The organism is Streptomyces sp. NPDC058326, from assembly GCF_042879855.1.
Classification (GTDB): Bacteria; Actinomycetota; Actinomycetes; order Streptomycetales; family Streptomycetaceae; genus Streptomyces.
Map to the genome: position 1 here is coordinate 96,115 of NZ_JBHVZO010000004.1, position 25,064 is coordinate 121,178.

27 protein-coding genes are annotated in these 25,064 nt (G+C 72.4%); 14 read left to right on the top strand and 13 right to left on the bottom strand.

All coding sequences use genetic code 11. From position 1 onward, the window contains the following. Positions 1–11: 11 nt before the first annotated feature. Positions 12–1,241, bottom strand: a complete 1,230-nt coding sequence (gene ilvA, locus ACFVYX_RS09065) for a threonine ammonia-lyase (protein ID WP_389680697.1) — start codon at positions 1,239–1,241, stop codon at positions 12–14. Between the two features lie 149 nt (positions 1,242–1,390). Between ilvA and ACFVYX_RS09070 the strand changes: the two genes are divergently transcribed. Genes ACFVYX_RS09070 through ACFVYX_RS09085 form a run of 4 tightly spaced genes read left to right on the top strand, consistent with a single transcriptional unit; the run spans position 1,391 to position 3,026 of the window. Next, positions 1,391–1,990, top strand: coding sequence for a MarR family winged helix-turn-helix transcriptional regulator (locus tag ACFVYX_RS09070; RefSeq protein ID WP_389680698.1), 600 nt, complete (start codon positions 1,391–1,393; stop codon positions 1,988–1,990). A gap of 31 nt (positions 1,991–2,021) precedes the next feature. After that, on the top strand, positions 2,022–2,543 hold the full coding sequence (locus ACFVYX_RS09075) for a sigma factor-like helix-turn-helix DNA-binding protein (RefSeq protein ID WP_389680699.1): 522 nt from the start codon (positions 2,022–2,024) through the stop codon (positions 2,541–2,543). Then, positions 2,540–2,791 carry a hypothetical protein gene (locus ACFVYX_RS09080; RefSeq protein WP_389680700.1) on the top strand — a complete coding sequence of 84 codons (252 nt, stop codon included), beginning with the start codon at positions 2,540–2,542 and terminating at the stop codon, positions 2,789–2,791. The genes ACFVYX_RS09075 and ACFVYX_RS09080 overlap by 4 nt, the downstream gene beginning before the upstream one ends. A 43-nt stretch (positions 2,792–2,834) precedes the next feature. Next, positions 2,835–3,026: a DUF1059 domain-containing protein gene (locus tag ACFVYX_RS09085; RefSeq protein ID WP_389680701.1), complete on the top strand. Its 192-nt coding sequence runs from the start codon at positions 2,835–2,837 to the stop codon at positions 3,024–3,026. Between the two features lie 69 nt (positions 3,027–3,095). On the opposite strand, the gene ACFVYX_RS09090 is transcribed toward ACFVYX_RS09085, so the two are convergent. Next, positions 3,096–4,250, bottom strand: coding sequence for a cystathionine gamma-synthase (locus tag ACFVYX_RS09090; protein WP_389680702.1), 1,155 nt, complete (start codon positions 4,248–4,250; stop codon positions 3,096–3,098). Between the two features lie 71 nt (positions 4,251–4,321). Between ACFVYX_RS09090 and ACFVYX_RS09095 the strand changes: the two genes are divergently transcribed. The 3 genes from ACFVYX_RS09095 to ACFVYX_RS09105 all read left to right on the top strand — a co-directional run bounded on the left by ACFVYX_RS09095 (position 4,322) and on the right by ACFVYX_RS09105 (position 8,364). After that, positions 4,322–5,428: a hypothetical protein gene (locus ACFVYX_RS09095; RefSeq protein WP_389680703.1), complete on the top strand. Its 1,107-nt coding sequence runs from the start codon at positions 4,322–4,324 to the stop codon at positions 5,426–5,428. A gap of 117 nt (positions 5,429–5,545) precedes the next feature. Further along, positions 5,546–6,211: a peptide-methionine (S)-S-oxide reductase MsrA gene (gene msrA, locus ACFVYX_RS09100; protein WP_389680704.1), complete on the top strand. Its 666-nt coding sequence runs from the start codon at positions 5,546–5,548 to the stop codon at positions 6,209–6,211. A gap of 374 nt (positions 6,212–6,585) precedes the next feature. Continuing rightward, a complete protein-coding gene (locus ACFVYX_RS09105) occupies positions 6,586–8,364 on the top strand; it encodes an ABC-F family ATP-binding cassette domain-containing protein (RefSeq protein ID WP_389680705.1) in 1,779 nt (592 codons plus the stop codon). Here the strand turns inward: ACFVYX_RS09105 and ACFVYX_RS09110 are convergent. Both ACFVYX_RS09110 and ACFVYX_RS09115 read right to left on the bottom strand, forming a co-directional pair. Continuing rightward, positions 8,347–8,703, bottom strand: a complete 357-nt coding sequence (locus tag ACFVYX_RS09110) for a DUF1330 domain-containing protein (RefSeq protein WP_389680706.1) — start codon at positions 8,701–8,703, stop codon at positions 8,347–8,349. The genes ACFVYX_RS09105 and ACFVYX_RS09110 overlap by 18 nt on opposite strands. Before the next feature lie 79 nt (positions 8,704–8,782). After that, positions 8,783–9,835 carry an NAD(P)-dependent alcohol dehydrogenase gene (locus tag ACFVYX_RS09115; RefSeq protein WP_389680707.1) on the bottom strand — a complete coding sequence of 351 codons (1,053 nt, stop codon included), beginning with the start codon at positions 9,833–9,835 and terminating at the stop codon, positions 8,783–8,785. 129 nt (positions 9,836–9,964) lie between these two features. Between ACFVYX_RS09115 and ACFVYX_RS09120 the strand changes: the two genes are divergently transcribed. Further along, on the top strand, positions 9,965–10,819 hold the full coding sequence (locus tag ACFVYX_RS09120) for a helix-turn-helix domain-containing protein (RefSeq protein WP_389680708.1): 855 nt from the start codon (positions 9,965–9,967) through the stop codon (positions 10,817–10,819). A gap of 73 nt (positions 10,820–10,892) precedes the next feature. On the opposite strand, the gene ACFVYX_RS09125 is transcribed toward ACFVYX_RS09120, so the two are convergent. Together ACFVYX_RS09125 and ACFVYX_RS09130 are read right to left on the bottom strand one after the other, a co-directional pair. Then, entirely contained in the window at positions 10,893–12,164 is a 1,272-nt protein-coding gene (locus ACFVYX_RS09125) for an Ig-like domain-containing protein (RefSeq protein ID WP_389680709.1), read from the bottom strand. A gap of 251 nt (positions 12,165–12,415) precedes the next feature. Continuing rightward, a complete protein-coding gene (locus ACFVYX_RS09130) occupies positions 12,416–12,757 on the bottom strand; it encodes a hypothetical protein (RefSeq protein WP_389680710.1) in 342 nt (113 codons plus the stop codon). Between the two features lie 111 nt (positions 12,758–12,868). On the opposite strand from ACFVYX_RS09130, the gene ACFVYX_RS09135 reads away from it, so the two are divergent. Further along, on the top strand, positions 12,869–13,138 hold the full coding sequence (locus tag ACFVYX_RS09135; protein WP_389680711.1) for an LPXTG cell wall anchor domain-containing protein: 270 nt from the start codon (positions 12,869–12,871) through the stop codon (positions 13,136–13,138). A 181-nt stretch (positions 13,139–13,319) separates the two neighbouring features. Here ACFVYX_RS09135 and hutH read toward each other — a convergent pair whose 3' ends face one another. From hutH to ACFVYX_RS09160, 5 genes are all read right to left on the bottom strand, one after another. Continuing rightward, the gene (gene hutH / locus ACFVYX_RS09140; protein WP_389681113.1) at positions 13,320–14,864 is read right to left on the bottom strand and encodes a histidine ammonia-lyase; all 1,545 of its coding nucleotides are present in this window, start codon (positions 14,862–14,864) and stop codon (positions 13,320–13,322) included. 152 nt (positions 14,865–15,016) lie between these two features. Next, on the bottom strand, positions 15,017–16,186 hold the full coding sequence (locus tag ACFVYX_RS09145) for a diguanylate cyclase domain-containing protein (RefSeq protein ID WP_389680712.1): 1,170 nt from the start codon (positions 16,184–16,186) through the stop codon (positions 15,017–15,019). A gap of 78 nt (positions 16,187–16,264) precedes the next feature. Continuing rightward, positions 16,265–17,059: an enoyl-CoA hydratase/isomerase family protein gene (locus ACFVYX_RS09150; RefSeq protein ID WP_389680713.1), complete on the bottom strand. Its 795-nt coding sequence runs from the start codon at positions 17,057–17,059 to the stop codon at positions 16,265–16,267. Between the two features lie 67 nt (positions 17,060–17,126). Next, positions 17,127–18,266: an adenylate/guanylate cyclase domain-containing protein gene (locus ACFVYX_RS09155; RefSeq protein WP_389680714.1), complete on the bottom strand. Its 1,140-nt coding sequence runs from the start codon at positions 18,264–18,266 to the stop codon at positions 17,127–17,129. A gap of 259 nt (positions 18,267–18,525) precedes the next feature. Continuing rightward, positions 18,526–19,371, bottom strand: coding sequence for a biotin--[acetyl-CoA-carboxylase] ligase (locus tag ACFVYX_RS09160; RefSeq protein ID WP_389680715.1), 846 nt, complete (start codon positions 19,369–19,371; stop codon positions 18,526–18,528). Positions 19,372–19,505: 134 nt separating this feature from the next. Between ACFVYX_RS09160 and ACFVYX_RS09165 the strand changes: the two genes are divergently transcribed. Together ACFVYX_RS09165 and ACFVYX_RS09170 are read left to right on the top strand one after the other, a co-directional pair. Next, a complete protein-coding gene (locus tag ACFVYX_RS09165; protein ID WP_389680716.1) occupies positions 19,506–21,098 on the top strand; it encodes an acyl-CoA carboxylase subunit beta in 1,593 nt (530 codons plus the stop codon). A gap of 27 nt (positions 21,099–21,125) precedes the next feature. Next, a complete protein-coding gene (locus ACFVYX_RS09170; RefSeq protein WP_389680717.1) occupies positions 21,126–21,338 on the top strand; it encodes an acyl-CoA carboxylase subunit epsilon in 213 nt (70 codons plus the stop codon). A 104-nt stretch (positions 21,339–21,442) separates the two neighbouring features. On the opposite strand, the gene ACFVYX_RS09175 is transcribed toward ACFVYX_RS09170, so the two are convergent. Next, entirely contained in the window at positions 21,443–22,843 is a 1,401-nt protein-coding gene (locus ACFVYX_RS09175; RefSeq protein ID WP_389680718.1) for an MFS transporter, read from the bottom strand. Between the two features lie 39 nt (positions 22,844–22,882). On the opposite strand from ACFVYX_RS09175, the gene ACFVYX_RS09180 reads away from it, so the two are divergent. The 3 genes from ACFVYX_RS09180 (at position 22,883) to ACFVYX_RS09190 (ending at position 24,437) form a co-directional block, all read left to right on the top strand. After that, positions 22,883–23,551, top strand: a complete 669-nt coding sequence (locus tag ACFVYX_RS09180) for a TetR/AcrR family transcriptional regulator (protein ID WP_389680719.1) — start codon at positions 22,883–22,885, stop codon at positions 23,549–23,551. 71 nt (positions 23,552–23,622) lie between these two features. Further along, positions 23,623–23,751: a morphogenic membrane protein MmpB gene (gene mmpB, locus ACFVYX_RS09185; RefSeq protein WP_389680720.1), complete on the top strand. Its 129-nt coding sequence runs from the start codon at positions 23,623–23,625 to the stop codon at positions 23,749–23,751. Between the two features lie 80 nt (positions 23,752–23,831). Continuing rightward, positions 23,832–24,437 (top strand): nucleoside triphosphate pyrophosphatase, encoded by a 606-nt coding sequence (locus ACFVYX_RS09190; protein WP_389680721.1) that lies wholly within the window; start codon positions 23,832–23,834, stop codon positions 24,435–24,437. A 27-nt stretch (positions 24,438–24,464) separates the two neighbouring features. Here ACFVYX_RS09190 and ACFVYX_RS09195 read toward each other — a convergent pair whose 3' ends face one another. Next, positions 24,465–24,902, bottom strand: a complete 438-nt coding sequence (locus ACFVYX_RS09195; protein WP_389681114.1) for a hypothetical protein — start codon at positions 24,900–24,902, stop codon at positions 24,465–24,467. Positions 24,903–25,064: the final 162 nt, after the last annotated feature.

Sequence of the window (25,064 nt, forward strand, 5' to 3'; positions counted from 1 at the left end):
CTCGGCGCCGGTCAGCCGAGCACCGTGTACCCGGCGTCCCGCAGCGCGTCCTCGACCTCCCGGCAGTGCTCCGGTCCCTTCGTCTCCAGGTGCAGCTCGACCTCCGCCTCTGTCAGGCCGAGCCGCGGGTCGGTCCGCACATGGCTGACGTCCAGGACGTTCGCGTCGGCCGCCGTGAGGACCGCGAGCAGGGTCGCCAGGACCCCCGGCCGGTCCGTGACCCGCAGCCGCAGGCTCAGATAGCGGCCTCCGGCGGCCATGCCGTGCCGCAGGATGCGCTGGAGCAGCAGCGGGTCGACGTTCCCGCCGGACAGCACCGCCACCACCGGCCCCCGGAACGCCTTCGGGTCGCTGAGCAGCGCCGCCACCGGGCTGGCCCCCGCCGGTTCCACGACCAGCTTCGCCCGCTCGAGGCAGAGCAGGAGCGCCGAGGAGAGGGCGTCCTCGGAGACCGTGACGACATCGTCGACGTACTCCTGGACCAGTGCGAACGGCACGTCGCCGGGCCGCCCCACCTTGATCCCGTCCGCCATCGTCACCGGCGACTCGACGACCACCGGGTGCCCGGCGGCCAGCGAGGGCGGATAGGCCGCCGCGCCCTCCGCCTGCACGCCGATCACCCGCACGTCCGGGCGCACCGACTTCACGGCGAGCCCGATGCCGGCCGCGAGACCGCCGCCGCCGACGCCCACGAGGATCGTCCGGACCTCCGGGCACTGCTCCAGGATCTCCAGGCCGACCGTGCCCTGCCCCACGATGATGTCGGGGTGGTCGAAGGGGTGGATGAAGACGGCGCCGGTCTCCCGCGCGTACTCCTCCGCGGCCGCCAGCGTCTCGTCCACGACATGGCCGTGCATCCGGACGTCGGCGCCGTACTCCCGGGTCGCCGCGACCTTCGGCAGCGGGGCGCCGACCGGCATGAAGACGGTGGCGTGCACCCCGAGCAGTCTCGAGGCGAGCGCGACGCCCTGCGCGTGGTTGCCGGCCGAGGCGGCGACGACCCCGGCGGCCCGCTGCTCGGGCCGCAGCCCGGCGATCCGCACGTACGCCCCGCGCAGTTTGAACGAACCGGTCCGCTGCAGGTTCTCGCACTTGAGGTGCACCGGCGCCCCTACCAGCGACGACAGATGACGGCTTCCCTCCATGGCCGTCATCCGGGCCACCCCGGACAGCATCTTCCGCGCCCCCCGCACATCGTCGAGCATCATCCGGTGCAAGGGGTCTGGCGTACGCAAGCTCATGACAGCAAGTCTCGCAGCTCACGGCCCTCGTGGCCGCCCGGCGGGCAGGGGCTCCAGCAGGTTTGCGCAGGCCCGGTACGGACCTCCCCGGGGCCGCGTACTCTGTCCCCCACCGACCGACCACCCCCGCACGAGAGAGACCCACAGCCATGCCCACATCTCAGGACATGACGACTGCGCTCGACCCCGGTCTCCTCGATGCCCTCCAGCACCAGGTGGCCGTCTTCGCCCGCCGGGCCGAGCAGACCCGCCTCGGCGGGACGGGCCAGCTGCGGAACTCGATGGACCGCGCGGCCTACCTCCTGCTCAACCGGCTCGACCAGGAAGGGCCGATGGGCGTCAAGGCGCTGGCCGCGGGCATGGGCATCGACTCCTCGACCGTCACCCGCCAGGTCGCCCCGCTCGTCGACACCGGTCTGGTGAAGCGCACCTCGCACCCCGAGGACGGACGGGCGGTCGTCCTCCAGCTCTCGCAGCGCGGCCTCTCCCGCCTCGAGGAGGTCCGCTCCTCGCGCCGCCAGCTGATGGCGGAGGTCACGGACGGCTGGACGAAGGCCGAGCGGGAATCCTTCTGCACCCTCCTCACCCGCTTCAACACGGCGTTGTCCGCACGGCAGTCGGCGCACACGGGGCATGCAGGGGCGGAGACCGCGAGCGCGTCCGCGGCGTCACCGGGCGACGCCTCCGCGGCGGAGTCCGCGAGCACCTCCGCGGCCGACGGGCCGAGCGAGTCCGCGCCGACCTCTTGACCCCGCACCCGCGCTGTCCTCTGATGAGGACGTGCGAGAGCGGCAGAACGGACCCGACGCCCAACGCGCCGCCCACAGCGGCGAGTTCGACGCGTTCGTCGCCGGGGCGGCGGGCCGGCTGCTGCACGCCGCGACCCTGCTCACCGCCGAGACCCGCACCCGCAACCCGCGCGCCCAGGCCCTGCTGACCGCCGCACTCGCCCACACGTACGCGGTATGGGGCCGGCTGCGCGACGAGGACCCGTACGACCTGACCCGGCGCGACCTCGCCGCCCGCTTCGCGCGCACCGCCTGGCGGCACCGCGGCGGCCGCGGCGGTGTCCTCTCCGCCCTCCACCCGCAGGAACGGCTCGTCGTCGTCCTCCGGCTGTACGAGGGCGTCGCCGAGGAGCAGGTGGCGGCGCTGCTCGGACTGTCCGAGGCACGCGTCCGCGCGGTCTGCGCCCGCTCGGTCGCCGCGCTCAGGGCGGCGGCCCGGGAGCGGCACGCGCGCCGGGACGACGCGCGCCCGGCCGCCCCGCGGGAGAACCCGCCCCGGGAGACGGCCGCGTGACCCGGCACGAGGACAAGGAGGCCGCGGTCCGCCGCATCCTCGACACCCCGCACCCACCCGTCCCCGCCGACCTCGCCGTACGGGCAGCGGCGGGCGGAGCCCGGCGGGCCCGCCGCGAGCGGCTGGCGCGCCGGCTGCTGTGGGGCCTGCTCGTCGTCGCGGTGCTCGCGTTCACGGTGTGGGCGTCGGCGGCCCGTCCCTGGGAGGCCCCGCCCGCCGAGACGACACCACCGCTCGAAGGGTGGTGAAGACGGGCCTAGCCTGGAGGAAGGGGCCCGTCTGGAGGTCGTCATGGCCAGGAAAGCATCCGACTGCCGGGACGCGCCGAGCGTCTCCGGCTGCTCGCTCTACATCTCGGGCGAGGAGGAAGAGGTTCTTCGGGCGGCCGTGGAGCACGCGGTGTCCGTGCACGAACACACGGACACTCCCGAGTTCCGCGAGGAGGTCCGGAGCTATCTGAAGGACCCGCTGCCCGGCACCTGAGAAGCTGGAGGGGCCCGGCCCCGTCGAGGCCGGGCCCCTCCGTGCCGGCCGGGCCGGCGTCCGTGCGTTCTAGCCCAGCGCCTGGCGCAGGTCCGCGAGCAGGTCGTCGACGTTCTCGATGCCCACCGAGAGACGGACGAGGTCGGCGGGGACCTCGAGGGCGGAGCCCGCGACACTCGCGTGGGTCATCCGGCCGGGGTGCTCGATGAGGGACTCGACGCCGCCGAGCGACTCACCGAGGGTGAAGAGCTGGGCGCGGTTGCAGACCTCGACCGCCGCCTCCTCGCCGCCCTCCACGCGGAAGGAGATCATGCCGCCGAAGGAACGCATCTGCTTGGCGGCGACCTCGTGCCCCGGGTGCTCCGGAAGGCCCGGGTAGAGGACCTGGGTGACCTTCGGGTGCTGGGTCAGCATCTCGACGATCTTCTCCGCGTTCTCGCTGTGCCGGTCCATGCGCACCGCGAGGGTCTTGATGCCGCGCAGCACGATCCACGAGTCGAAGGGACCGGCGACCGCGCCCATCGCGTTCTGGTGGTACGCCAGCTCCTCGCCGAGCGCCTCGTCGGCCGTCACCAGCGCACCGCCGACGACGTCCGAGTGGCCGCCCATGTACTTGGTGAGCGAGTGCACGACGACGTCCGCGCCGAGCGCCAGCGGCTGCTGGAGGTACGGCGAGGCGAAGGTGTTGTCGACGACGAGCTTCACGCCGGCCTGACGGGCGACGCCCGCGACGGCCTCGATGTCGGTGATGCCGAGGAGCGGGTTCGACGGGGTCTCGACCCAGATCAGCTTCGTACGGTCGTTGAGGGCGTCCCGCACCGAGTCGACGTCGGAGGTGTTCGCCACCGAGAAGTCCACGCCCCAGCGCTCCACGACCTTGGCGAAGAGGCGGAACGTGCCGCCGTAGGCGTCGTTCGGGATGACCACGTGGTCGCCGGGCGCGAGGAGCGTGCGCAGCAGGCAGTCCTCGGCGGCCAGGCCGGAGGCGAAGGCGAGGCCGCGCCGGCCGCCCTCCAGGGCCGCCAGGTTCTCCTCGAGGGCGGTACGGGTGGGGTTGGCGCTGCGGCTGTACTCGTAACCGCCGCGCAGCCCGCCCACGCCGTCCTGCTTGTAGGTGGACACCTGGTAGATGGGCGGGACGACCGCGCCGGTCAGCGGGTCGGCGGTGTTGCCCGCGTGGATCGCGCGGGTCTCGAAACTCTGGTGGGAGTGCTGGTCGCTCATGGTCAGGAGCGTAGTGCCGCACGACCACGGTCGCCTCGTTCGTCTCATCGGGTGTCCTGGACAATGGACAGATGGAGATTCTCTGGTTCCTGATCGCGCTCGGCCTTCTGTTCGGCGTCCTCGGCCCCTATCTGCTGCGCCGCCGGGGTGGCGGGATCCGGCTCGCGGCGCCCGGATCGCCGGACGCGGCCGATCCCGAGGCGTACGGATTCGTACGGCAGGAGGACCAGGACGTACGGCTCCCGGGCGCCGACGACGAGCTTCTGCACGTGCTCGACGTCGTCCAGGCCACCCAGGACTGGCGGGCCGCGTCACGGCTGCTCGCCGCCACCGACAAGGACGGCGAGGTGCGCTGGCAGCGCGTCCAGGCCTTCGCGGGCGCCGCGTCCCTCGAACTCCAGGAGCGGCCCGGGGTCGGCGGGGCGTGGCTGAGGTCCTGGCGGGCCGACGCCCCCAAGGACGCGGGCGGCGCGGCCGTGCACGCGGAGTTCCTCGTGCAGCAGGCGTGGCGCTCCTCCGCGGCCGGGACCGACGACTTCCGGATCATCCTGGAGGAGGCGCGGAAGGTCACCGAGGAGGCGGCGCTGCTCGCTCCGGGCGACCCCGTCCCGTACATCACGCAGCTGGCCGTGGCGCGCGGCCTCGGCTACGGCCACGAGCAGTTCGACCAGGTGTGGGCGCAGGTCATCGACCGGGCGCCGCAGCACATGGGTGCCCATCTGGCGGCGCTCCACTACTGGTGCGAGAAGTGGCACGGCTCCCGCGAGGAGGCCGACCACTTCGCGACGACGGCCGCGGCGCGCGCCCCGCGCGGTTCGCTGCTCGCGGCGCTGCCGCTGTTCGCGGTGTACGAGCACGTGCCGGACGTGGTGCTCGTGCAGGACTTCTTCCGTACGGCGGTGGTGTCGAAGGCGATGGACGGCGCGCTGTACGCGGTGCACTCGGCCCGGTCCGACGACCCGATGCTGGCGCACGTCCGCCATCTGCTCGTCTGGTTCCTGGTGCGCGCGGAGCGCTGGTCGGAGGCCATGCACCAGCTGGTGAAGGTCGACGGGCACGTGGGCGCGGTGCCGTGGACGCTGAGCGGGGACCCGGCGGCGGCGTTCACGGTCGTCCGGAACCTGGCGGTGGCGGGGTACGAGGCGAACGGCGGGAGCCCGGCGACGCTGCCGCGCTGACCACCGCGCGGGCGACCAGTGCTACGGCCCGTGCTACGGGCCGGGAGGAGGCGGGGGGGAAGGTTTCCCCCCGCTTCCTTGTTGTGTCCACTGCCGACCGTCGAGGAGAGATGCAGCATGTTCCTGTCCCGCACCCCCGTCCTCCCCACCCCCGAGCAGGCCCTGCCCGGCCGTGCCGAGCCCGAGTTCGCCGTCCCCGAGCGCCACACCGTCCTCGGCAACCCGCTCCTCGGCCCGTACCCGGACGGTCTGGAGATCGCCGACTTCGCCCTCGGCTGCTTCTGGGGCGCCGAGCGCACGTTCTGGCGGACCGACGGCGTCTGGACGACCCTCGCCGGCTACCAGGGCGGCTCCACGCGCAACCCCGCGTACGAGGAGGTCTGCTCGGGCCTGACCGGCCACACGGAGGCCGTCCGGGTCGTCTTCGACCCGTCGAAGGTCTCGTACGAGAGCCTCCTGAAGCTGTTCTGGGAGTCGCACGACCCGACCCAGGGCTTCCGTCAGGGCAACGACGTGGGCACCCAGTACCGCTCGGCGATCCACACCCACTCCCCCGCCCAGGCCGCGGCGGCCGAGGCGTCCCGCGAGGCCTACCAGAAGGTCCTGACGGGCTCGGGCTACGGCACGATCACCACCGAGATCCTCCCGGCCGACGAGAACCGCCCGTTCTACCCGGCGGAGCCGTACCACCAGCAGTATCTGGACAAGAACCCGGCGGGCTACTGCGGGATCGGCGGGACGGGCGTGTCCTGCCCGATCGGCGTGGCGAAGGCCGACGGCTGACGGCGCGCTTCGTCGCGTGAGCTTCCGGACCTGCGCACGACGGGTCCGTGACAAACGGCTGCCACCCGCCGGGCGGCACACCGCACCGCGGTGTGCCGTCTGGCAGTAGTACCCGCTCGGCTTCCACGCGACCCGGGCCCACCTCGAACACGTACCTCCTCCCGTGGCTGCGCCTCGCGGGCCCCTCACCTATTCCCATGGGGCTTCTCCCGCCCGGTGGCTACACTCGACCGCATGGGTTCGTTCTACTTCTTTCTCTGATTCCGGCCGCGGACACGGCCCGAGCCGCTGACCCGGCGCCCCTTCGGCGCGGCAGCGGCGGCCCGGTGTCCCTTCTTCCGGCCCGAACGTCCCCTCTTCCAGGGAAAGATCCCATGCGCGACCGCGCCCAGTTGACCTTGAAGGACGTCTCCAAGTCCTACGGGGACCGCTCCGTACTCGAACAGATCACGTTCACCGTCCGCCCCGGCGAGAAGGCCGCCGTCATCGGCGAGAACGGCTCCGGGAAGTCCACACTCCTTCGGCTGCTCGCCGGGGCCGAGACGCCCGGCGGCGGGGAGGTGACCGTCCGCTTCCCCGGTGGCGTCGCGCGGCTCGCCCAGACGCTCGCCGAGACCTTCGGCCTCGGACCCGGGCACACCGTGCGGGACACCGTCGACGCCGCCCTCACCGAACTCCGCGCGATGGAACGGGAGATGCGGGCCGCCGAGGAGCGGCTCGGCGCCGCCACGCCCGAGGAGCTCCTCGCCTACGGCGAGCTGGCCGCCCGGTTCGAGGAGCGCGGCGGCTACCGGGCCGACGCCGCCGTGGACGCCGCCCTGCACGGGCTGGGCCTCGGGCACGTCCCGTACGAGCGCCGCCTCGGCACGCTCTCCGGCGGCGAGCAGTCACGGCTCGCCCTCGCCTGCGTCCTCGCCTCCGGCGCCGAGCTGCTGCTCCTCGACGAACCGACGAACCACCTCGACCGGGCCGCCGCCGACTGGCTGACGGAGCAGCTGCGTGCCCATCGGGGCACGGTGGTGGCGGTCACCCACGACCGGGGCTTCCTGGAAGGGATGGCGACGACGGTCCTGGAGGTCGACCGGGACACCCGCGCGGTGACCCGGTACGGCGACGGCTGGTCCGGCTACCGGGCGGCGAAGGCCGCGGCGCGGCGGCGCTGGGCGCGGGAGCACGAGGAGTGGCGGGAGGAACTGGCCCGTACGGAGGAGCTCGTGGCCTCGGCCGGGCAGCGGCTCGCGGGGGCGGGGAAGGATCCCCGGCAGGGTTTCGGCAAGCACCGCCGCTCACACGAGAACAAGCTGTCCGGGCAGGTCAGGGCGGCGCGTGTACGGCTCGAACAGCTCCGGAGGACACCGGTGGCGGCCCCACCGGAGCCACTCCGCTTCACCGCCCGAATCCCGACCGCCGGTCCCGCCGGGATGGGGGCTTCGGCCGGTCCCGCGGCCACGGAGGTGCCGGGCCGTCCCGTCGCCACGGGGGTGCCTGGCCGTCCCGTCGCCACGGGGGTGGCGGTCTCTCCCGTCGCCACGGAGGTGCCGGGCCGTCCCGGGTCGGGCGGTGTGCTTCCGGTCGACGACGGCGTTCTCGTCGAGCTCGCCGACGTCGTCGTCGGCGACCGGCTGCGCGTCGACGCGCTCCGGATCTCCGCCGGTGACCGGCTGCTCGTCTCCGGTCCCAACGGCGCGGGCAAGACGACCCTGCTCCGCGTCCTCGCCGGTGAGCTCCGCCCCGACAGCGGTACGGTCACCCGCCCGGTCGCCGTCGGGTACCTGCGCCAGGAGCTGCCCCCCGTACCGTCCCCGAAGCCCCTGCTCACGGCGTACGCGGCGGGCCGCCCCGGACCGCCCGAGGAGCACGCGGAGGAGCTGCTCGCCCTCGGTCTCTTCCGGGAGGAGGACCTGGCCGTTCCGGTGGCCCGGCTCTCGGTGGGCCAGCAGCGCCGGCTGGAGCTGGCCCGGCTGGTGACCCGGCCGGCCGATCTGCTCGTCCTGGACGAGCCGACCAACCATGTGGCGCTCTCGCTGGTGGAGGAGTTGGAGACGGCCTTGGCCGCCTTCGGGGGCGCGGTCGTCGCGGTCTCCCACGACGACCGGTTCCGTGCGGGCTTCGGCGGCACACGGCTCGAACTGCGCTCAGGCCGTGCCGTCTGACGCGGCGCGCAGGGCCGCGACGGTCGTCATCGGGTCGTAGCCCTGCGGAACGCCGTCGATCAGGAGGATGTCTCCGGCCATGTGGCGGGTGCGCAGGGGGATGAGGGCGCGGTAGGGCTCGGAGTCGTACCAGGCCCGGGCGTCCTCGTACGTCGGGAAGCCGATGATCACGAGGGCGCCGGGCCACTCACCCTCCTTGACCTCCCGTTCGGGGGCTCCGTGGACGAGGAAGCGGCCGCCGAAGGGGTCGAGGGTGCCCTGGATGCGTTCCATGTAGGTGAGGACCTCCTCGTGGAGGGCGGGCTTCGGCTGCAGGTTTCCGATGGCGTATGCGGTCATGACGCAAGGGTGCCGGGGCATGGTGTCCGGGGTCGATTACCCCCGAGGTCATGCCCCGGCAGCCGCCTGCGCCAGGTCGTCAGATCGTCGACGCGTCGATCACGAAGCGGTAGCGCACGTCGCTCGCGAGGACCCGCTCGTACGCCTCGTTGATGCGGTCCGCGGCGATCACCTCGATCTCCGCTCCCAGGCCGTGCGCCGCGCAGAAGTCGAGCATCTCCTGCGTCTCGGCGATGCCGCCGATCATCGAGCCCGCGAGGGTCTTGCGGCCGCCGATGAGGGAGAAGAGGTTGAGCGCGACGGGCTCCTCGGGCGCGCCCACGTTCACCAGGGCGCCGTCCGTCTTGACCAGGCTCAGGTAGGCGCCGAAGTCCAGCGGGGCCGAGACCGTGGAGATCACCAGGTCGAAGGTGCCGGCGAGCTCGGTGAAGGTCTCCGGGTCGCTCGTCGCGTAGAAGTGGTCGGCGCCCAGCTTCAGGCCGTCCTCCTGCTTCTTCAGCGACTGGCTGAGCACGGTGACCTCCGCGCCGAGCGCGTGGGCGATCTTCACACCCATGTGACCGAGGCCGCCGAGGCCGACGATCGCGACCTTCTTGCCGGGGCCCGCCTGCCAGTGGGCGAGCGGCGAGTAGAGGGTGATGCCGGCGCAGAGCAGCGGCGCGGCCTCGTCGAGGCCGACGCCCTCGGGGATGCGCAGGGTGTAGTTCTCGTCGACGACGATGTGGCGGGAGTAGCCGCCGTACGTCGGCTCACCGTTCTTGTCGAGGGAGTTGTACGTACCCGTCATGCCCTGGGCGCAGTACTGCTCCAGGCCCCGCAGGCAGTACTCGCACGTGCGGCAGGAGTCGACGAAGCAGCCGACGCCGACCCGGTCGCCCACCCGGAACTTCGTCACGCCGGGGCCGACCTCGGCGACGATGCCGGCGATCTCGTGGCCCGGGACCATCGGGAAGATGCCCTCGCCCCAGCCGTCGCGCGCCTGGTGGATGTCGGAGTGGCAGATGCCGGCGTACTTGATGTCGATGAGGACGTCGTGCTCGCCGACGGCCCGGCGCGGCACGGTGGTGCGCTCCAGGGGGGCGTTGGCGGCGGGTGCGGCGTAGGCGGGGACGGTGGTCACGTTCGTGGTCATGCCGTCAAGGCTGCCGGAGTTCCGGCGGTCCACCCAGTGCCCTGCTCTGCCTACGTCCACTGTGCCTACCACTGGCAGGGACAGGCATGCCCGGCTGTCCGGTCGTACGACCTGGGATAATAGGGCTGCATGGATCTCAGTGCCGAACTCAGCGAATTCCTGCGCTCGCGCCGGGCCCGGCTGAAGCCCGAGGACGTGGGCCTGCCGGAGTTCGGGCGGCATCGCCGTGTACCGGGGCTGCGCCGTGAGGAGCTGGCGCAGCTGGCGGGCGTGTCGGTGGCGTACTACACCCGTCTGGAACAGGGCAACGGCCGCAACGTGTCCATGGAGGTGCTGGACGCGATCGCGCGGGCGCTGCGGCTGAGCGACACGGAGCGGGCGCACCTGACCCGGCTCGCCAAGCCCGCCCCCGGCAGGAGGCGCCCGCCGCGCCCGCAGCGACTGCGGCCCGGGGTGCAGCAGCTGATGGACGCGATGGTGGGGGTGCCCGCGTACGTCATAGGGCGGCGCACGGATGTCCTCGGCTGCAACCGGATGGCCGCCGCGCTGTTCGGGGATGTCACCTCGCTCCCCGCGGAGGAACGCAACATCGCCCGTCTGCTGTTCCTGGGGTCCGGCTGCCGGGAGCTGTTCGTCGACTGGGAGCACAAGGCGTGCGAGGTCGTCAGCCATCTGCGGCTGGAAGCGGGCCGTCATCCGGATGACCCTCTGCTGTCCGCGCTGGTCGGCGAGCTGTCGGTGAAGAGCGAGCCGTTCAGGAGCCTGTGGGCGGCGCACCACGTGAAGGACAAGGGCTACGGCAGCAAGCGGTTGGATCATCCGCTGGTGGGCGAGCTGACCCTCTGGTGCGAGACGCTGAAACTGGCCGACGACCCGGAACAGTCACTGGTCACCTTCCACGCGGAGCCGGGGTCTCCGTCGGAGGAGGCCCTGCGGTTGCTGGCGAGCTGGGGCGTGAACCTGTCGGCGGACGTCGGGCGGTGACGAACGCCGGCGGCCCCCTCGGTCTTCGAGGGGGCCGCCGCTGTCCTGCGTGCCGTACGGGTCGGGCCGTGGATCAGACCGCCGAGCCGGCCTTCCAGTCCGCCCAGCTCATGTTCCAGCCGTTGAGGCCGTTGTCGGGGGCGATCGTCTTGTCCTTGGAGTTCTTGACGATCACGACGTCGCCGACGATCGAGTGGTCGTAGAGCCAGGCGGCCGTCTGGTTCGGGTCGCCCGCGCCCTTGACGTCGTTGAGACCGACGCAGCCGTGGCTGGTGTTGGCGGCGCCGAAGATCGAGTCCGGGCCCCAGTAGTTGCCGTGGATGAACGTGCCCGACGTGGACAGGCGCATCGCGTGCGGCACGTCCTTGATGTCGTACTCGCCCTTGCCGTCATCGTCGGTGAAGCCGACGGTGGCACCGTTCATCCGGGTCTCCTTGAACTTCTCGGAGATCACCATCTGACCGTTGTAGGTCGGGTTCTCCGGGGAGCCCGCGGAGATCGGAATGGTCTTGATCGTCTTGCCGTCCTGGGTGACCGTCATGGTCTTGGTGGCGACGTCGACGGTGGAGACCTGGTTGCGGCCGATCTTGAAGGTGACGGTCTTCTGCTGGACGCCGAAGACACCGTCGGCGCCCTCGACGCCGTCGAGGTCGAGCTTGAGGGTGACGGTGGAGCCCTCGGTCCAGTAGTCGTCGGGGCGGAAGTCGAGGCGCTGGCTGTTGAACCAGTGCCCGACGACCTCCTGGCCGGTGCTGGAGGTGACGGTGATGCCGCCCTGGACGGCCTTCTTGTCGGTGATCGCCTTGTTGAAGTTGATCGAGACCGGCATGCCGACGCCGACGGTCGAACCGTCCTCGGGCGTGAAGTTGCCGATGAAGCTGTTGGCCTTGGAGACGGTGGTGAACGAGGAGTTCTCGTGCGCCTCCAGGCCTTCCGCGTCGGTGGCGGTGGCGGTGATCTTGTAGACCGTGGCCCGCTCCAGCTGCTCGCTCGGCTTCCAGCTGAGGCCGTCGGCCGTTATCTCGCCCTTGACCTGGGTGCCCTCGGCGGAGGTCATGGTGACCTCGGTGAGCTTGCCGTCGGCGACGGTGACCTTGGCGTCGTTGTTGATGGACGCGTTCTGCGTGCCGCTCTCGGGCGCGATGGTGATCTGCGCCTTGGACGTCTTGGCCGCCTCGACGGCCTCGTCGACCTGGGCCTGTGACGTTGGTGTCGCGGATCCGGAAGCGCTGCCGCCCTTGTCGCCGTCGTTGCACGCCGAGAGCACCATTACGCCGCCGAGCACCGCGGCCGCGACCGCCAGGCTCCTGCGGCGCTTGCCGTCCGTCATCACACGCATCTCCATCGTCGCCGAATCCCTGCCAACACTTACCTGAATACCCATGACACCCCGTCCGGTTCCGGAACCGGGCAGTATGTGGGGAACACCACTGATCGACACGCACCGGTGGCGCGTCCGGTTCCCGGGGCCGGGCAAAGGCCCCGGGACGGCGTCCCGGGGCCTCCGGCAGAGCGGCCACCCGGCGCTGCACGCCGGGCGGCTTCCCGGTCTCACACCGGGCGGCTTCCCGGCCTCACGGCCGGTGGACCACGCCGCTACGGCCGGTCGTCGTCGTCTTCCTCCGCCCCATCCTCCTCGCCGAGGTCCCACTCCAGCGCATCGGGGTCGTACTCGACCTCCTCGCTGCTCCAGGAGGCCTGGACCATCTCGATGCCGGGGACGTCGCGGATGAGGTCGAAGGGCTCGACGAGGTAGGCGAGGGCCTCGGCGCTGTCGTCGCGCGCGGCGGCCCGGGCGTGCACCCGCTCTTCCTCGGGCATGAACTCGTCGGCGCCGATCCGGGCCTCCGCGGCCTCGGCCAGCTCGGCGGGACCGTCGATCTCCAGAACCACATCGACGCGAAGGCGTACATAGCGTGCTGTCTCAGAAGTGCTCACGAGTCGGAGCGTAGGTGCCGCGGGGCCTCGGCTTTCCCACGACCCGCTGTGTTCATTAGCATCGGCGCACCTGCCAATTCGCGGTTTCCGCAAGGGGGATCCGACATTTCCGTGCCCGCTGCCCGACGCCGACTGCTGACCGCGACCGTCGCGGGGACGCTGCTGTGCGCCCTGTGGTTCGTACCGTCCGCGAACGCCACCGACGAGCGGGGCGGGGTACGCATCGGGGTGATCCAGGACGCGCCCGCGGGAGGCGGCGGGCGCCTCGCGGAGACCGGGGGCCGGAACACCACGTCGTATCTGCTGGGCGGGGCCGGTTTCCTGGGGGTCGGCGCGGGTTTCGTGGCGCTCGCGATGCGGCGCAGGGGCCGCGCTTTCTGAGACCCACGGCGTACGGGGTGGGGACTGCCCGAGATCCACGGCGTGCGGGGCCGCGCCTTCTGAGACCCACGGCGTACCCGGTAGGAACTGCCCGGGACCCACGGCGTACGCGGGTCCTGGCTGCCCGGGACCCCGTGGCGCGCGGGACCCAGGGCTGGATCCCGCGCGCGTGGGGTGGGTGTCAGGCCAGCGGGCCGGTGACCGGCTCCACGGCGGCGACCAGCTTCCCTTCCCGTACGAAGGTGTCGGCGGCGGCCAGGTCGGGGGCGAGGAACCGGTCCGGGCCCGGGCCCTCGACGCCCGCCGCGCGCAGGGCGGCGATGGCGGCCCGGGACGCGGGGGCCGGGGTGAGGCCCTCGCGGAGCTCGACGCCGCGGGTGGCGGCGTACAGCTCGACGGCGATGATCCGGTTGAGGTTGCCGATCGCGGTGCGCAGCTTGCGGGCGGCGGACCAGCCCATGGAGACGTGGTCCTCCTGCATCGCGGAGGACGGGATGGAGTCGGCGGAGGCCGGGACGGCGAGCCGCTTCATCTCGCTGACAAGGGCGGCCTGCGTGTACTGGGCGATCATCAGGCCCGAGTCGACGCCGGCGTCCTCGGCGAGGAAGGGCGGCAGGCCGTGGGAGCGGTTCTTGTCGAGGAGCCGGTCGGTGCGGCGCTCGGCGATGGAGCCGAGGTCGGCGGCGGCGATGGCGAGGAAGTCGAGGACGTACGCGACGGGGGCGCCGTGGAAGTTGCCGTTGGAGCGGACCTGGCCGTCGGCGAGGACGACCGGGTTGTCGACGGCGGCGGCGAGCTCGCGCTCGGCGACGAGCCGGGCGTGCGCCATGGTGTCGCGGCCGGCGCCGGCGACCTGCGGGGCGCAGCGCACGGAGTAGGCGTCCTGGACGCGGGGGGCCTCGCCGGCCTGGGCGTGGCCGGTGAGGCCGGAGCCCTTGAGCACGGCCAGCATGTTGGCGGCGGAGGCGGCCTGGCCGGGGTGGGGGCGGATGGAGTGCAGCTCGGGTTCGAGGACCTTCTCGGTGCCGAGGAGGGCTTCGAGGGAGAGCGCGGCGGTGATGTCGGCCGACTTGTAGAGGGTGTCGAGGTCGGCGAGGGCCATGATCAGCATGCCGAGCATGCCGTCGGTGCCGTTGAGGAGGGCGAGACCCTCCTTCTCCTTGAGCGCGACGGGCGTGATGCCGTGAGCGGCGAGGAGCTCGCCGGCGGGCCTGAGCTCACCGTCGGGGCCTTCGGCGTCCCCCTCGCCCATGAGGGCGAGGGCGCAGTGGGAGAGCGGGGCGAGGTCGCCGGAGCAGCCGAGGGAGCCGTACTCGTGCACGACCGGGGTGATGCCCGCGTTGAGGACGTCGGCCATGGTCTGCGCGACCTCGGGGCGGACACCGGTGTGTCCGGAGGCGACCGTCTTGAGACGGAGGAACATCAGGGCGCGCACGACTTCGCGCTCGACGCGGGGGCCCATGCCGGCGGCGTGCGAGCGGACGATGTTCCGCTGGAGCTGGGCGCGGAGCTCGTGGCTGATGTGCCGGGTGGCGAGCGCGCCGAAGCCGGTGGAGACCCCGTAGACGGGCTCGGGCTTGGCGGCGAGCGCGTCGATGACCTCTCGGGCGGCGGCCAGCGCCTGCACGGCCTCGGCCGACAGCTCGACGCGGGCGCCGTGGCGGGCGACGTCGATGACGTCCTGCGGGGTCGTGCCGGACGTGCCGAGGACGACGACTGTCTGCATATCCATATTCAGCACCCTACGGATTGAAGACCGACCTGTCACTAGGTGACTTCGTCACGGCCCCGACGGGGGTCGACCCCTTACCTGCCCGATGACCGGTCACGCGCTCCCAGTCTGCCGCCCGGGAGTGCGGCCGGTGACACTCCGGCGGCTCAGGACGGCGCGTCGGGCCACGGATCCGCCATGGTCGGGTCCGTCGGCGGCTGCCCCACCGGTGGCGCGTCCCTGAAGCGGCGGCGGTCGCGGGCTCCCGGGGGTGCGTCGGCGAGGCGGACGACCGTTCCGTCGCGGCCCGCCACCACCGGCTTGGTCGAGCGGGCCGCCTTGGCCTGGTACTGGGCCGCGTCGGCGAGCCGGAAGAGGCGGCGGGCCGACTTGAGGGGGCCGATGGGGTCTCCGGTGGACGCCACTCCGCAGGCGACGCCCTCCCCCAGCTCCAGCTCCGCCGCCCGTACGCAGAGCTCCTCGGCGACCGCGACCACCTCGTCGGCCGTCGGGCCCACCGTCAGGAGGCAGAACTCGTCTCCGCCGAGACGGGCCGCGAGGGCGCCGGGGAGCTTGGCGCCGCACCGGGAGAGGACGGAGCCGAAGCGTTCGAGGAGGCGGTCGCCGACCGCGTGCCCGTGGGTGTCGTTGACGCGCTTGAGGCCGTTGAGGTCGCAGACCATCAGGCTGACGACGGAGCCGTCCGCCCGGTAGCGCTCGATGGCCTCGTCGAGGCGGGTGTCGACGGCCCGCCGGTTGGCGAGACCGGTCAGCGGGTCGGTGAAGGCGAGTTTGCGGACCTCCTCCAGGCGTTCGGCCTGGGCGATGCCGGCGGCGACGACCGCGGAAAGCACGGTCGCGAAGTCGGCGTCCGCGCGGGTGAAAGGTTTCGCCTCGGGCGGGCGGGCCACGTACAGCTCGCCCCACGCCCGCCCGTGCAGCACGATCGGGGCGACCACGCAGCAGCCCCGGCCCCGCTTGCGCAGCCCGGTCACGCGGCCGGTCGGCACCGGGTCCCCCGCCGTCTCCACCCAGGCGTCCGGCTCGCCGCCGCCCGCCCACTGCTCGTGCAGGAACTCGGTGATCTCGGGGAACTGGTGCACCGGATACGTCTCCGAGTCCGGGAACTCCTCCTCCCCCACGGCCCGCTCCCCCGCGTTCACCAGGACCTTGAGACGGCCGTGGTCCCGCTCCCAGACCGACAGGGCGGCGAAGCTCCCGTCGAGCCCGTCGCGGGACCCGAGCGCCGCCGCCCGCCAGAACTCGCGTGGAGTGTGCGCCGCCGCCATCCCCTGCGCCAGCGCCACTACGGCCCGCAACCGCCCGTCCTCACCCATTCCTCCAGCTTAGGGAGGTTTGATCCGTTTTCCCTTTCGGGACGTCACCGTCCGTGACATTTACTGCATCAGGTGGGCCTACTCGCCCGGCCAGTTCGGCTTCCGCTTCTCGTTGAAGGCGGCCACGCCCTCCGCCCGGTCCCCCGAGAAGGCCACCGAACGCCAGGCCGCGTCCTCGACCTCGAGGCCCGCCCGAAGGTCGAGGCCCTGACCGAGCCGCATGGCCTTCTTCGCGGCGCGCAGGCCCACCGGCGAGTTGACCGCGATCCGGCCTGCGAGCTCCAGGGCGGCCGTCCGCGCGTCCTCCTCCAGGAGGTCGACGAGGCCCAGCTCGCGGGCCTCCGCCGCCTCCACCCGGCGGGCCGTGAAGACCAGCTCGGCGGCGCGCGCCGCGCCCACTCGGCGCGGCAGCAGCTGCGTACCACCGCCGCCAGGGATGACGCCCACGGACACCTCGGGGAGGCCGACCACGGCGGTCGCGTCGGCCACGATCACGTCGCAGGCGAGCGCCAGCTCGAAGCCTCCGCCGAGGGCGAAGCCGTGCACGGCGGCGACGGTCGGCATCGGAAGCTCCAGGACGCCGGTGTAGGCGGCGCGGGCGGTCGGCCGCTGACGGACCAGCTCGGCGTCGGTGAAGGAGTTGCGCTCCTTGAGGTCGGCTCCGACGCAGAAGGCGCGGTCGTTCGACGAGGTGAGGACGGTGACGCGGACCGAGGGGTCGGCGGCGAGGGCCTCGCAGGCGGCGCCGAGGGAGCGGGCCATCTCGGAGGAGACGGCGTTCATCGCCTTGGGCCGGTCGAGGACCAGCTCGGCGACGTGCCCGCCCCCGTCCTTCCTGACCACCACGAACTCACCGAAGCGCTGCTCGGACATGACCGCACACCCTCCCGACCAAGACCCGCCCGTTAACGGCTGTTAACCGGCGTTCACGGGAGTGATCCTAAGTCGGGCGGCGGGTCAGGAGCCAGGGTTCGACGACGCCGAGGCCACGGACCGGGCGCTGCCACATCGGCTGGAGCGCGAAGCGGTACGTGGCGGCCTTGCGGCCCTCCTTCTCCGCGCTGGCCGCCAGCTCCGCCGCCTCCGCCTCCGAGACCGGCGCCTCGCCCGTCCTGGACAGCTCCTCCGCGAGCGCGCCGTCCACCAGGACGGCGTCCTTCGGCGCTATCGAGGTGAGGCGGCTCGCCAGGTTCACGGTGGTGCCGAAGACGTCGCCCATCCGGGTCGTCACGGTGCCGAAGGCGATGCCGACGCGCAGCGCGGGCATCGTCTCGTCGTGGCCGAGGGTCTCGATCAGGCGCAGCGCGATCTCGGCGGCCGTGCCGGCGTCGTCCGCCGCGTAGAGCACCTCGTCGCCGAGGGTCTTGATGAGCCGCCCGCCGTGCGCGGCGACCAGGTCGGCGCAGGTCGTCTCGAAGGCCTCGACCAGTTCGCCGAGCTCCTCCTCCTCCAGGCGGCGGGTGAGCCGGGTGAAGCCGACGAGGTCCGCGAAGCCCACCGCGAGCCGCCGGTCGACCATCTCCTCGTCGTCGGCTGCCTGCACGACCCGGCCGGTGGCGGCGGCGAGCTGCCTCCGCCAGACGTAGATCAGGAACTCCTCCAGCTCCGGCAGGAGCAGCTCGACGAGGGGGTACGTGACCTCCGTACGGGTCATGCCGGGCTCGGGCGGCTCGGTGAGGCCCTCGAGGAAGGAGTCGATCTGCCACTCGGCGAGCCGGGCGGTGGTCTGTCCGGTGGAACGGGCGACCTGTACGGCCATGGGTTCGCTCAGCAGCCCTGCCTCGACGAGGCCGGCGAGCCGGCGCAGCGCGAGGACGTCGGCCTCGGTGAGCGCCTTGGCCTGGCCGATGTCGGCGAAGCCCATGGCGCGCCAGAAGCGGGAGGCGAGCTCCATGGAGACGCCGGCGGTGCGGGCGGCCTGGAACGGGGTGTACCGGCGGTCGGCGCCGAGGATGAGCTGTTCGAGGCGGATGGCGAGCGGATCGTCGGTCGGCTCGGCCGTGTGGTCGACCTCGTGGTGGGGGGTGGGGTACGTGGGAGGCTCGGGCGCGTCGCCCTTGTTCTCGTCGTCGACGGTCACCGGCCGCCTCCTGCCCGTTCCCTGCCCACTTGCCCTGCCGATCTGTCGCCTGGATCGCGCTCCACGATACGGCAGGTGTGGAATGGCTCACGCGCGAACGGCGCCGCCTTCGCTGCCGGGCCCGGTGGTGCGGGCCCTTCCGGGGCGCGGGCCCTCCGGGTGCACGACCTGGAGGGCGCAGCGCGCGGCGGGGGTGGGCCCACCCGTTCCGCCCGGGGCGGAACGCATGCCCGCACCGGGGGCGGGGGACCGCCCCCGCCTACGTCCTCAGGTGGACGATGTCGCCCGCTCCCACCGCTTCCGTGCCGCCGCCCTCCGTGGCGACCACCAGGCGGCCGTCTCCGTCGAGGGCGACCGCCTCGCCCTCCAGCATGCGCTCGCCGGGCAGCTCGGCCCTGACCCGGCGGCCGAGGGTCGCGCAGCCGGCCGCGTACGCCGCCTGGAGCCCGGAGGCCTCGGGGTCGCCGTCGGCCCGTACCCAGTCCCCGTACCACTGGGCGAGGGAGCGCAGGACGGCCCGGAGGAGGGTGTCGCGGTCGGTGGAGACGGCGTCGGCGAGGAGCAGGGAGCCGGCTCCGGGGACGGGGAGTTCGGTCTCACGGAGGGTGACGTTGATGCCGAGTCCGACGACGACGCCGTCCGCGCCGGCCCGCTCGGCGAGGATGCCGCCGGTCTTGCGTTCCTCGCCCCCGACGGAAACAAGGAGGTCGTTGGGCCACTTGAGGGACATGTCCACTCCGGCGGCCTTCACGAGGCCCGTCGCGGCGGCCACGCCGGTGAGCAGCGGGAGCCAGCCCCAGCGGTGGACGGGCACGTCCGGCTTGAGGAGGACGGAGAGGAAGAGGCCGGAGCGGGCGGGCGCCGTCCAGCTGCGGTCGAGGCGGCCCCGGCCCGAGGTCTGTTCCTCGGCGACGAGCACCGCGCCCTCGGGGAGGTCGTCGGCGCGGGCGGTGAGGTCGCTGTTGGTCGATCCGGTGGTCGTGACCACGTCGAGCGAGGTCCACAGGCCGTCGGGGAGGACGAGTGCGCGGCGCAGTGCTTCGGCGTTCAGCGGGGGCCGGTCGAGGTCGGACCAGGGTCCGCCGGAGCCTTGTGAGGACGTCATGCAAGCCAGAGTAGGTGTGGCAAAGACCGCAGTGCCGAACCGTATCGGCGTGGATACGCTACGGCTCAGTAGCTGAGCAGTAGCCCATTCGTAGTCAACGAACCCCCCGTGACCAGGCAGGGAGCCGCATCCCGATGTCCGAGCCGGCAGAGCAGTACGAGATCGACATTCACACGACCGCAGGCAAGATCGCGGACCTCAAGCGCCGTATCGACGAGGCCACCCACGCCGGCTCGGAGCGTGCGGTGGAGAAGCAGCACGCCAAGGGCAAGCTGACCGCGCGCGAACGGATCGCCCTGCTCCTCGACGAGGGATCGTTCGTCGAGCTGGACGAACTGGCCCGGCACCGGTCGACCAACTTCGGTCTGGAGAAGAACCGGCCGTACGGAGACGGTGTCGTCACCGGCTACGGCACGGTCGACGGGCGTCCCGTGGCCGTGTTCTCGCAGGACTTCACGGTCTTCGGCGGTGCGCTCGGCGAGACGTACGGCCAGAAGATCATCAAGGTGATGGACTTCGCCCTGAAGACGGGCTGCCCGGTCGTCGGCATCAACGACTCCGGCGGCGCGCGCATCCAGGAGGGTGTGAGCGCGCTCGGCATGTATGGCGAGATCTTCCGCCGCAACACCCACGCGTCCGGGGTGATCCCGCAGATCTCCCTGGTCGTCGGCCCGTGCGCGGGCGGTGCGGTGTACTCGCCCGCGATCACCGACTTCACGGTGATGGTGGACCAGACCTCGCACATGTTCATCACGGGTCCGGACGTCATCAAGACGGTGACCGGTGAGGACGTGGGCTTCGAGGAGCTGGGCGGTGCCCGGACGCACAACGCGACCTCGGGCGTGGCGCACCACATGGCAGGGGACGAGAAGGACGCCATCGAGTACGTGAAGTCCCTCCTGTCGTACCTCCCGTCGAACAACCTCTCCGAGCCGCCGGCCTTCCCGGAGGTCGCGGAGACCGACGTGACGGACGAGGACCGGGAGCTCGACACGCTGATCCCGGACTCGGCGAACCAGCCGTACGACATGCACCGGGTCATCGAGCACGTCCTCGACGACGGCGAGTTCCTGGAGACGCAGGCGCTGTTCGCGCCGAACATCCTGACGGGCTTCGGCCGGGTCGAGGGCTTCCCCGTGGGTGTGGTCGCGAACCAGCCGATGCAGTTCGCGGGCTGCCTGGACATCGACGCGTCCGAGAAGGCGGCGCGGTTCGTCCGCACCTGTGACGCCTTCAACATCCCGGTGCTCACCTTCGTGGACGTGCCGGGCTTCCTGCCGGGCGTGGACCAGGAGTACGGCGGCATCATCCGGCGCGGCGCGAAGCTGATCTACGCGTACGCGGAGGCCACGGTCCCGCTGATCACGGTCATCACCCGGAAGGCGTTCGGCGGCGCGTACGACGTCATGGGCTCCAAGCACCTCGGCGCGGACCTGAACCTGGCGTGGCCGACGGCGCAGATCGCGGTCATGGGCGCGCAGGGCGCGGTGAACATCCTGCACCGGCGCACCATCACGGAGGCCGCCGACCAGGACGCCGAGCGGGCCCGGCTCATGCAGGAGTACGAGGACGCCCTGCTCAACCCGTACATCGCGGCCGAGCGCGGTTACATCGACGGGGTGATCCTGCCGTCGGACACGCGCCCGCAGATCGTGAAGGGGCTGCGTCAGCTGCGGACGAAGCGGGAATCCCTGCCCCCGAAGAAGCACGGCAACATCCCGCTCTAAGCCCTCCAGGACCTCGAAGGAGTCGTTGTGATCAAGGTCGTACGAGGTAACCCGACGCCGGAGGAGCTGGCCGCCGCACTGGCGGTGGTCCAGGCCCGGGCCGCGGCCACGGCGGCGGCGTCCGCCGAGGGCGGCGGCCCGGCGGTACCGGAGGGATGGTCGGACCCCTCCCGCATCGCGCGGTCGGTACGGCACCGGCCCGGACCGCGGTCCTGGGCTCGGTCGTACTGGCCCGTCTAGGGCGTTTCCGGCCCTGATCCGCCGGACACCCCCTAGGCGTCGCACATGAGGAGAGGCCGGACCCCGGTGGACGGGGTCCGGCCTTCCGCGTGTCCCGGCGCCCGTCACGCGCGGCGCAGGAAGACGCCGGCCAGGACCGCTCCGACGGCGACGATCGCGGCGTTGACGAGGACCGCGAGGCCGATGCCGTCGAGGAGCACGGGCGCGGTGACGACGACGGCGCTCATAATCGGCGTGCCCATGGTGATGCCGATCTGCTGGGTCATGGTCGCGAGGCCGGTCGCCGTGCCCTGTTCGTGGTCGGAGATGCCGGAGGTGGCGGTGACCATGAAGCCGACGATGGCGAGCATGTTGCCGACGCCGCCCGCGAAGGTCGCGGCGAGCAGCAGCCCGAGGCTGCCCCGGTCGTCGCCGAGTCCGTAGAGGGCGAGGGTCGCGGCGGCCTGGAGGAGCCCGCCGGCGACGAGCGCGGTGCGGGCGCCGTAGCGGCCGATGAAGCGGGAGGCGAACACTCCGCCGAGGACGGTGCCGGCGCCGAGGACACCGAAGGAGAGCCCGGCGGCGAGCGGGGAGAAGCCGAGGACGTCCTGGAGGTAGAGCGTCATCAGGAAGACCAGCGAGGTCTCGGTGACGAAGGCGACGAGCCCGGCGAGGTTGCCCCAGACGACGGTGCGGCGGGTGAGGATCCGTACGGGTACGAGGGGTGAGGCGGAGCGCCGCTCCACGAACCAGAAGGCGACGAGCAGGGCGGCGCCTGCGACGAGGGCCAGGGGTTCGGTGGTCAGCCCGTAGACGAGGGCGAGGAGGCCCGCGGTGACGGTGATCGCGCCGGGGACGTCGAGGCGGGGCCGGACGGCCGGGCGGCTCTCCTTGAGGACGATCGGGGCGACGACGAGGACCGCGAGGGCCACCGGCACGTTGACGAGGAAGGCCCACCGCCAGGAGAGCAGGTCGGTGAGGACGCCGCCGAGGATCGCGCCGGTGGTGAAGCCGGCGGACATCAGGGCGCCGTTGAGGCCGAGGGCGCGGGCGCGCAGGGGGCCCTCGGGGAAGGAGGAGGTGAGCAGGGAGAGGCCGGCGGGGGTGACGGCGGCGGTGGCCAGGCCTTGGGCGACGCGGGCGGCCATGAGGACCTCGGGGCTGGTGGCGAGGCCGCCGGCGAGGGAGGAGACGCCGAGGAGGGCCATGCCGCCGAGGAAGAGGCGGCGGCGTCCGACGAGGTCGGCGACGCGTCCGAAGAGGAGGGTGAAGCCGGCGGCGGCGAGGGCGAAGGCGGTGGCGATCCACTGGAGTCCGCCGAGGGTGAAGCCGAGTCCCTGGCCGATGACGGGCAGGGCGACGTTCAGGATCGAGAAGTCGACGGCCAGCATGAACTGGGCGACGAGGAGGACGACGAGGACGAGCCGCATCCGGGCGGTCATGCGGGTGTCCGGGGCGGGTGCCGGGGGTTGCGGCTCGGTTTCGGTCCGGGCGTGTGTCTGTGCGGGGAGATCCAGGGCAGCCATGACGTCACGTCCCCTTAATGGGAGATCGGTTCCGTTAAGATGTCCCGTACCGTAGCAGAGTCGATGGAGCTAATGGAACAGGAGACCCGTTTGCCTGAGAGTCAGCCGGCCTCGCCCGGCACCCTGCGCCCCGGCGGCCGCACCGCGAAGGTCCGCAGGGCCGTCCTCGACGCCACCCAGGACGCCCTCGCCGAGAGCGGCTTCCACGCCCTCAACATGGACCGGATCGCCGCGAGCGCCGGCGTCGGCAAGACCACCGTGTACCGCCGCTGGGGCACCCCCGTCGGCCTGGTCACCGACCTCCTGCACGACATGGCCGAGCAGTCGCTGCCCGCCTCCGACACCGGCAGCCTCGCGGGCGACCTGCGCGCCAACGCCGAACTCGTACGGGCCACCCTCACCGAGCCGCGGATGGGCGCCGTCTTCCGCGCGGTCATCGCGGCGGCCGCCTGCGACGAGGAGTGCGCCCGCGCCCTCGCCGCCTTCTACCGGGCCCGGCTCGACGAATGGGCCCCGGTCGTCGGCAAGGGCGTGGCGCGCGGCGAGATCCCGGCGGACACCGACCCCGTCGAACTGCTCCGCGCCGTCTCCGCGCCGCTCTACTACCGCTTCACGGTCACCCGCGAGGAGCTCACCGGGGCCGTGGCGGAACGGGCGGTGACGGCGGCGCTCGCGGCGGCGCGGGACGGGGTGTTCCTCCGCGAATAGTCCTTCGGCACCGGGGCGCCTGAGTATCCGTACTCAGGCGCCCCACCCGTCCCGGCCGCAGGATCGGAGGCATGCTGTGGTCCGATCCGAAGAATCAGCCGCCGAAGTTCATGCGTGACATGCAGGCGATGCTCCGTCGCGCGGGCGTGCTGCTGGCCGTGGCGATGGTGGTCGCGATGTTCGTGGCGAGCGCGCGCTAGGGCCTGTCTGACAATTCGCGCCGGATCAAGGCGGGCTCGCCACGACACGCCCCGGCCGCCGCACTGGCTACGCTGCCCCCATGACTGCTGATCCGCGCCGTGTCGTGCTCGCCTCCGCCTCCCCCGCCCGGCTCGGTCTGCTCCGGCAGGCCGGTCTCGCCCCGGAGGTGATCGTGAGCGGGGTCGACGAGGACAAGGTCCACGCCCCGACCCCGGCCGAGCTCGCGCTCGCCCTCGCGGAGGCGAAGGCCGCCCATGTGGCCGCCCGTCCCGAGGTGTTCGGCGCCCTGGTCATCGGCTGCGACTCGGTCCTGGAGCTCGACAAGCAGGCCCTCGGCAAGCCGGCCGACGCCGAGGAGGCCACCGCTCGCTGGAAGGCGATGCGCGGCCGGGTCGGCGTCCTCCAGACCGGTCACTGCGTGTACGACACGGCCGCCAAGCGCTTCGAGTCGGCGACGGCCTCCACCGTGGTCCGCTTCGGCGAGCCGACGGACGAGGAGATCGCCGCGTACGTGGCGAGCGGCGAACCGCTGCACGTGGCGGGCGCGTTCACCCTGGACGGGCGCTCGGCGCCGTTCATCGACGGCATCGACGGCGACCCGGGCAATGTGATCGGGCTGTCGCTGCCGCTGCTGCGCACGCTCCTCGGGAAGCTGGGCGTGCGGATCACCGACCTGTGGGTCTGAGCACACCGTGCGCCGTACGGCGGGGAGTTACGCCGCCGCCGGGGTCTCCTCGCGGAGCTCGGCGGTCCTGTCGTACCCCTCGCCGTACATCACGAGGGTGAGCACGATCAGGCCGAGGACGACCACCAGGAAGGTGAACGCCGGCCAGCCGAGGAGTCCCACCGCCACCGCGGCGAGGATTCCGTGGACGACGGCGCAGCCGATGAGCAGGCCCCGGGCCGCCCGGCCGGGGCGGCGGTCGCGGATGCCCGCGAGGAGCGCCACGAGGCCGCAGAGGGCGAGGGCGATCCCGGAGCCGATGCCGAGCGCCCATGTACCGGTGTACATCGCGCCGGGGTCCATACCGTCGAGGGACATCGACTGGACCTGCACGAAACGCGCCATGACGGCGTTGATCGCGACGATCCCGGGTGCCTCCAGGAACAGCACCGCCGCCGTCACGAGAGCTATCGGTCTGCGGGCCACCTCGGCCACCCCCTGGTTTCGCGGTTACCGACAGTACGTCGACTGCGCGCAGGCTACTGGCCGGTAAACCTCCGGACAAGAGTGGCGACACGACGGCCGATGGCTGCCGATTCGGCAAAGAATCATGGGGCCGTTCGTAGGGACCCGACAAAGAAACCCGAA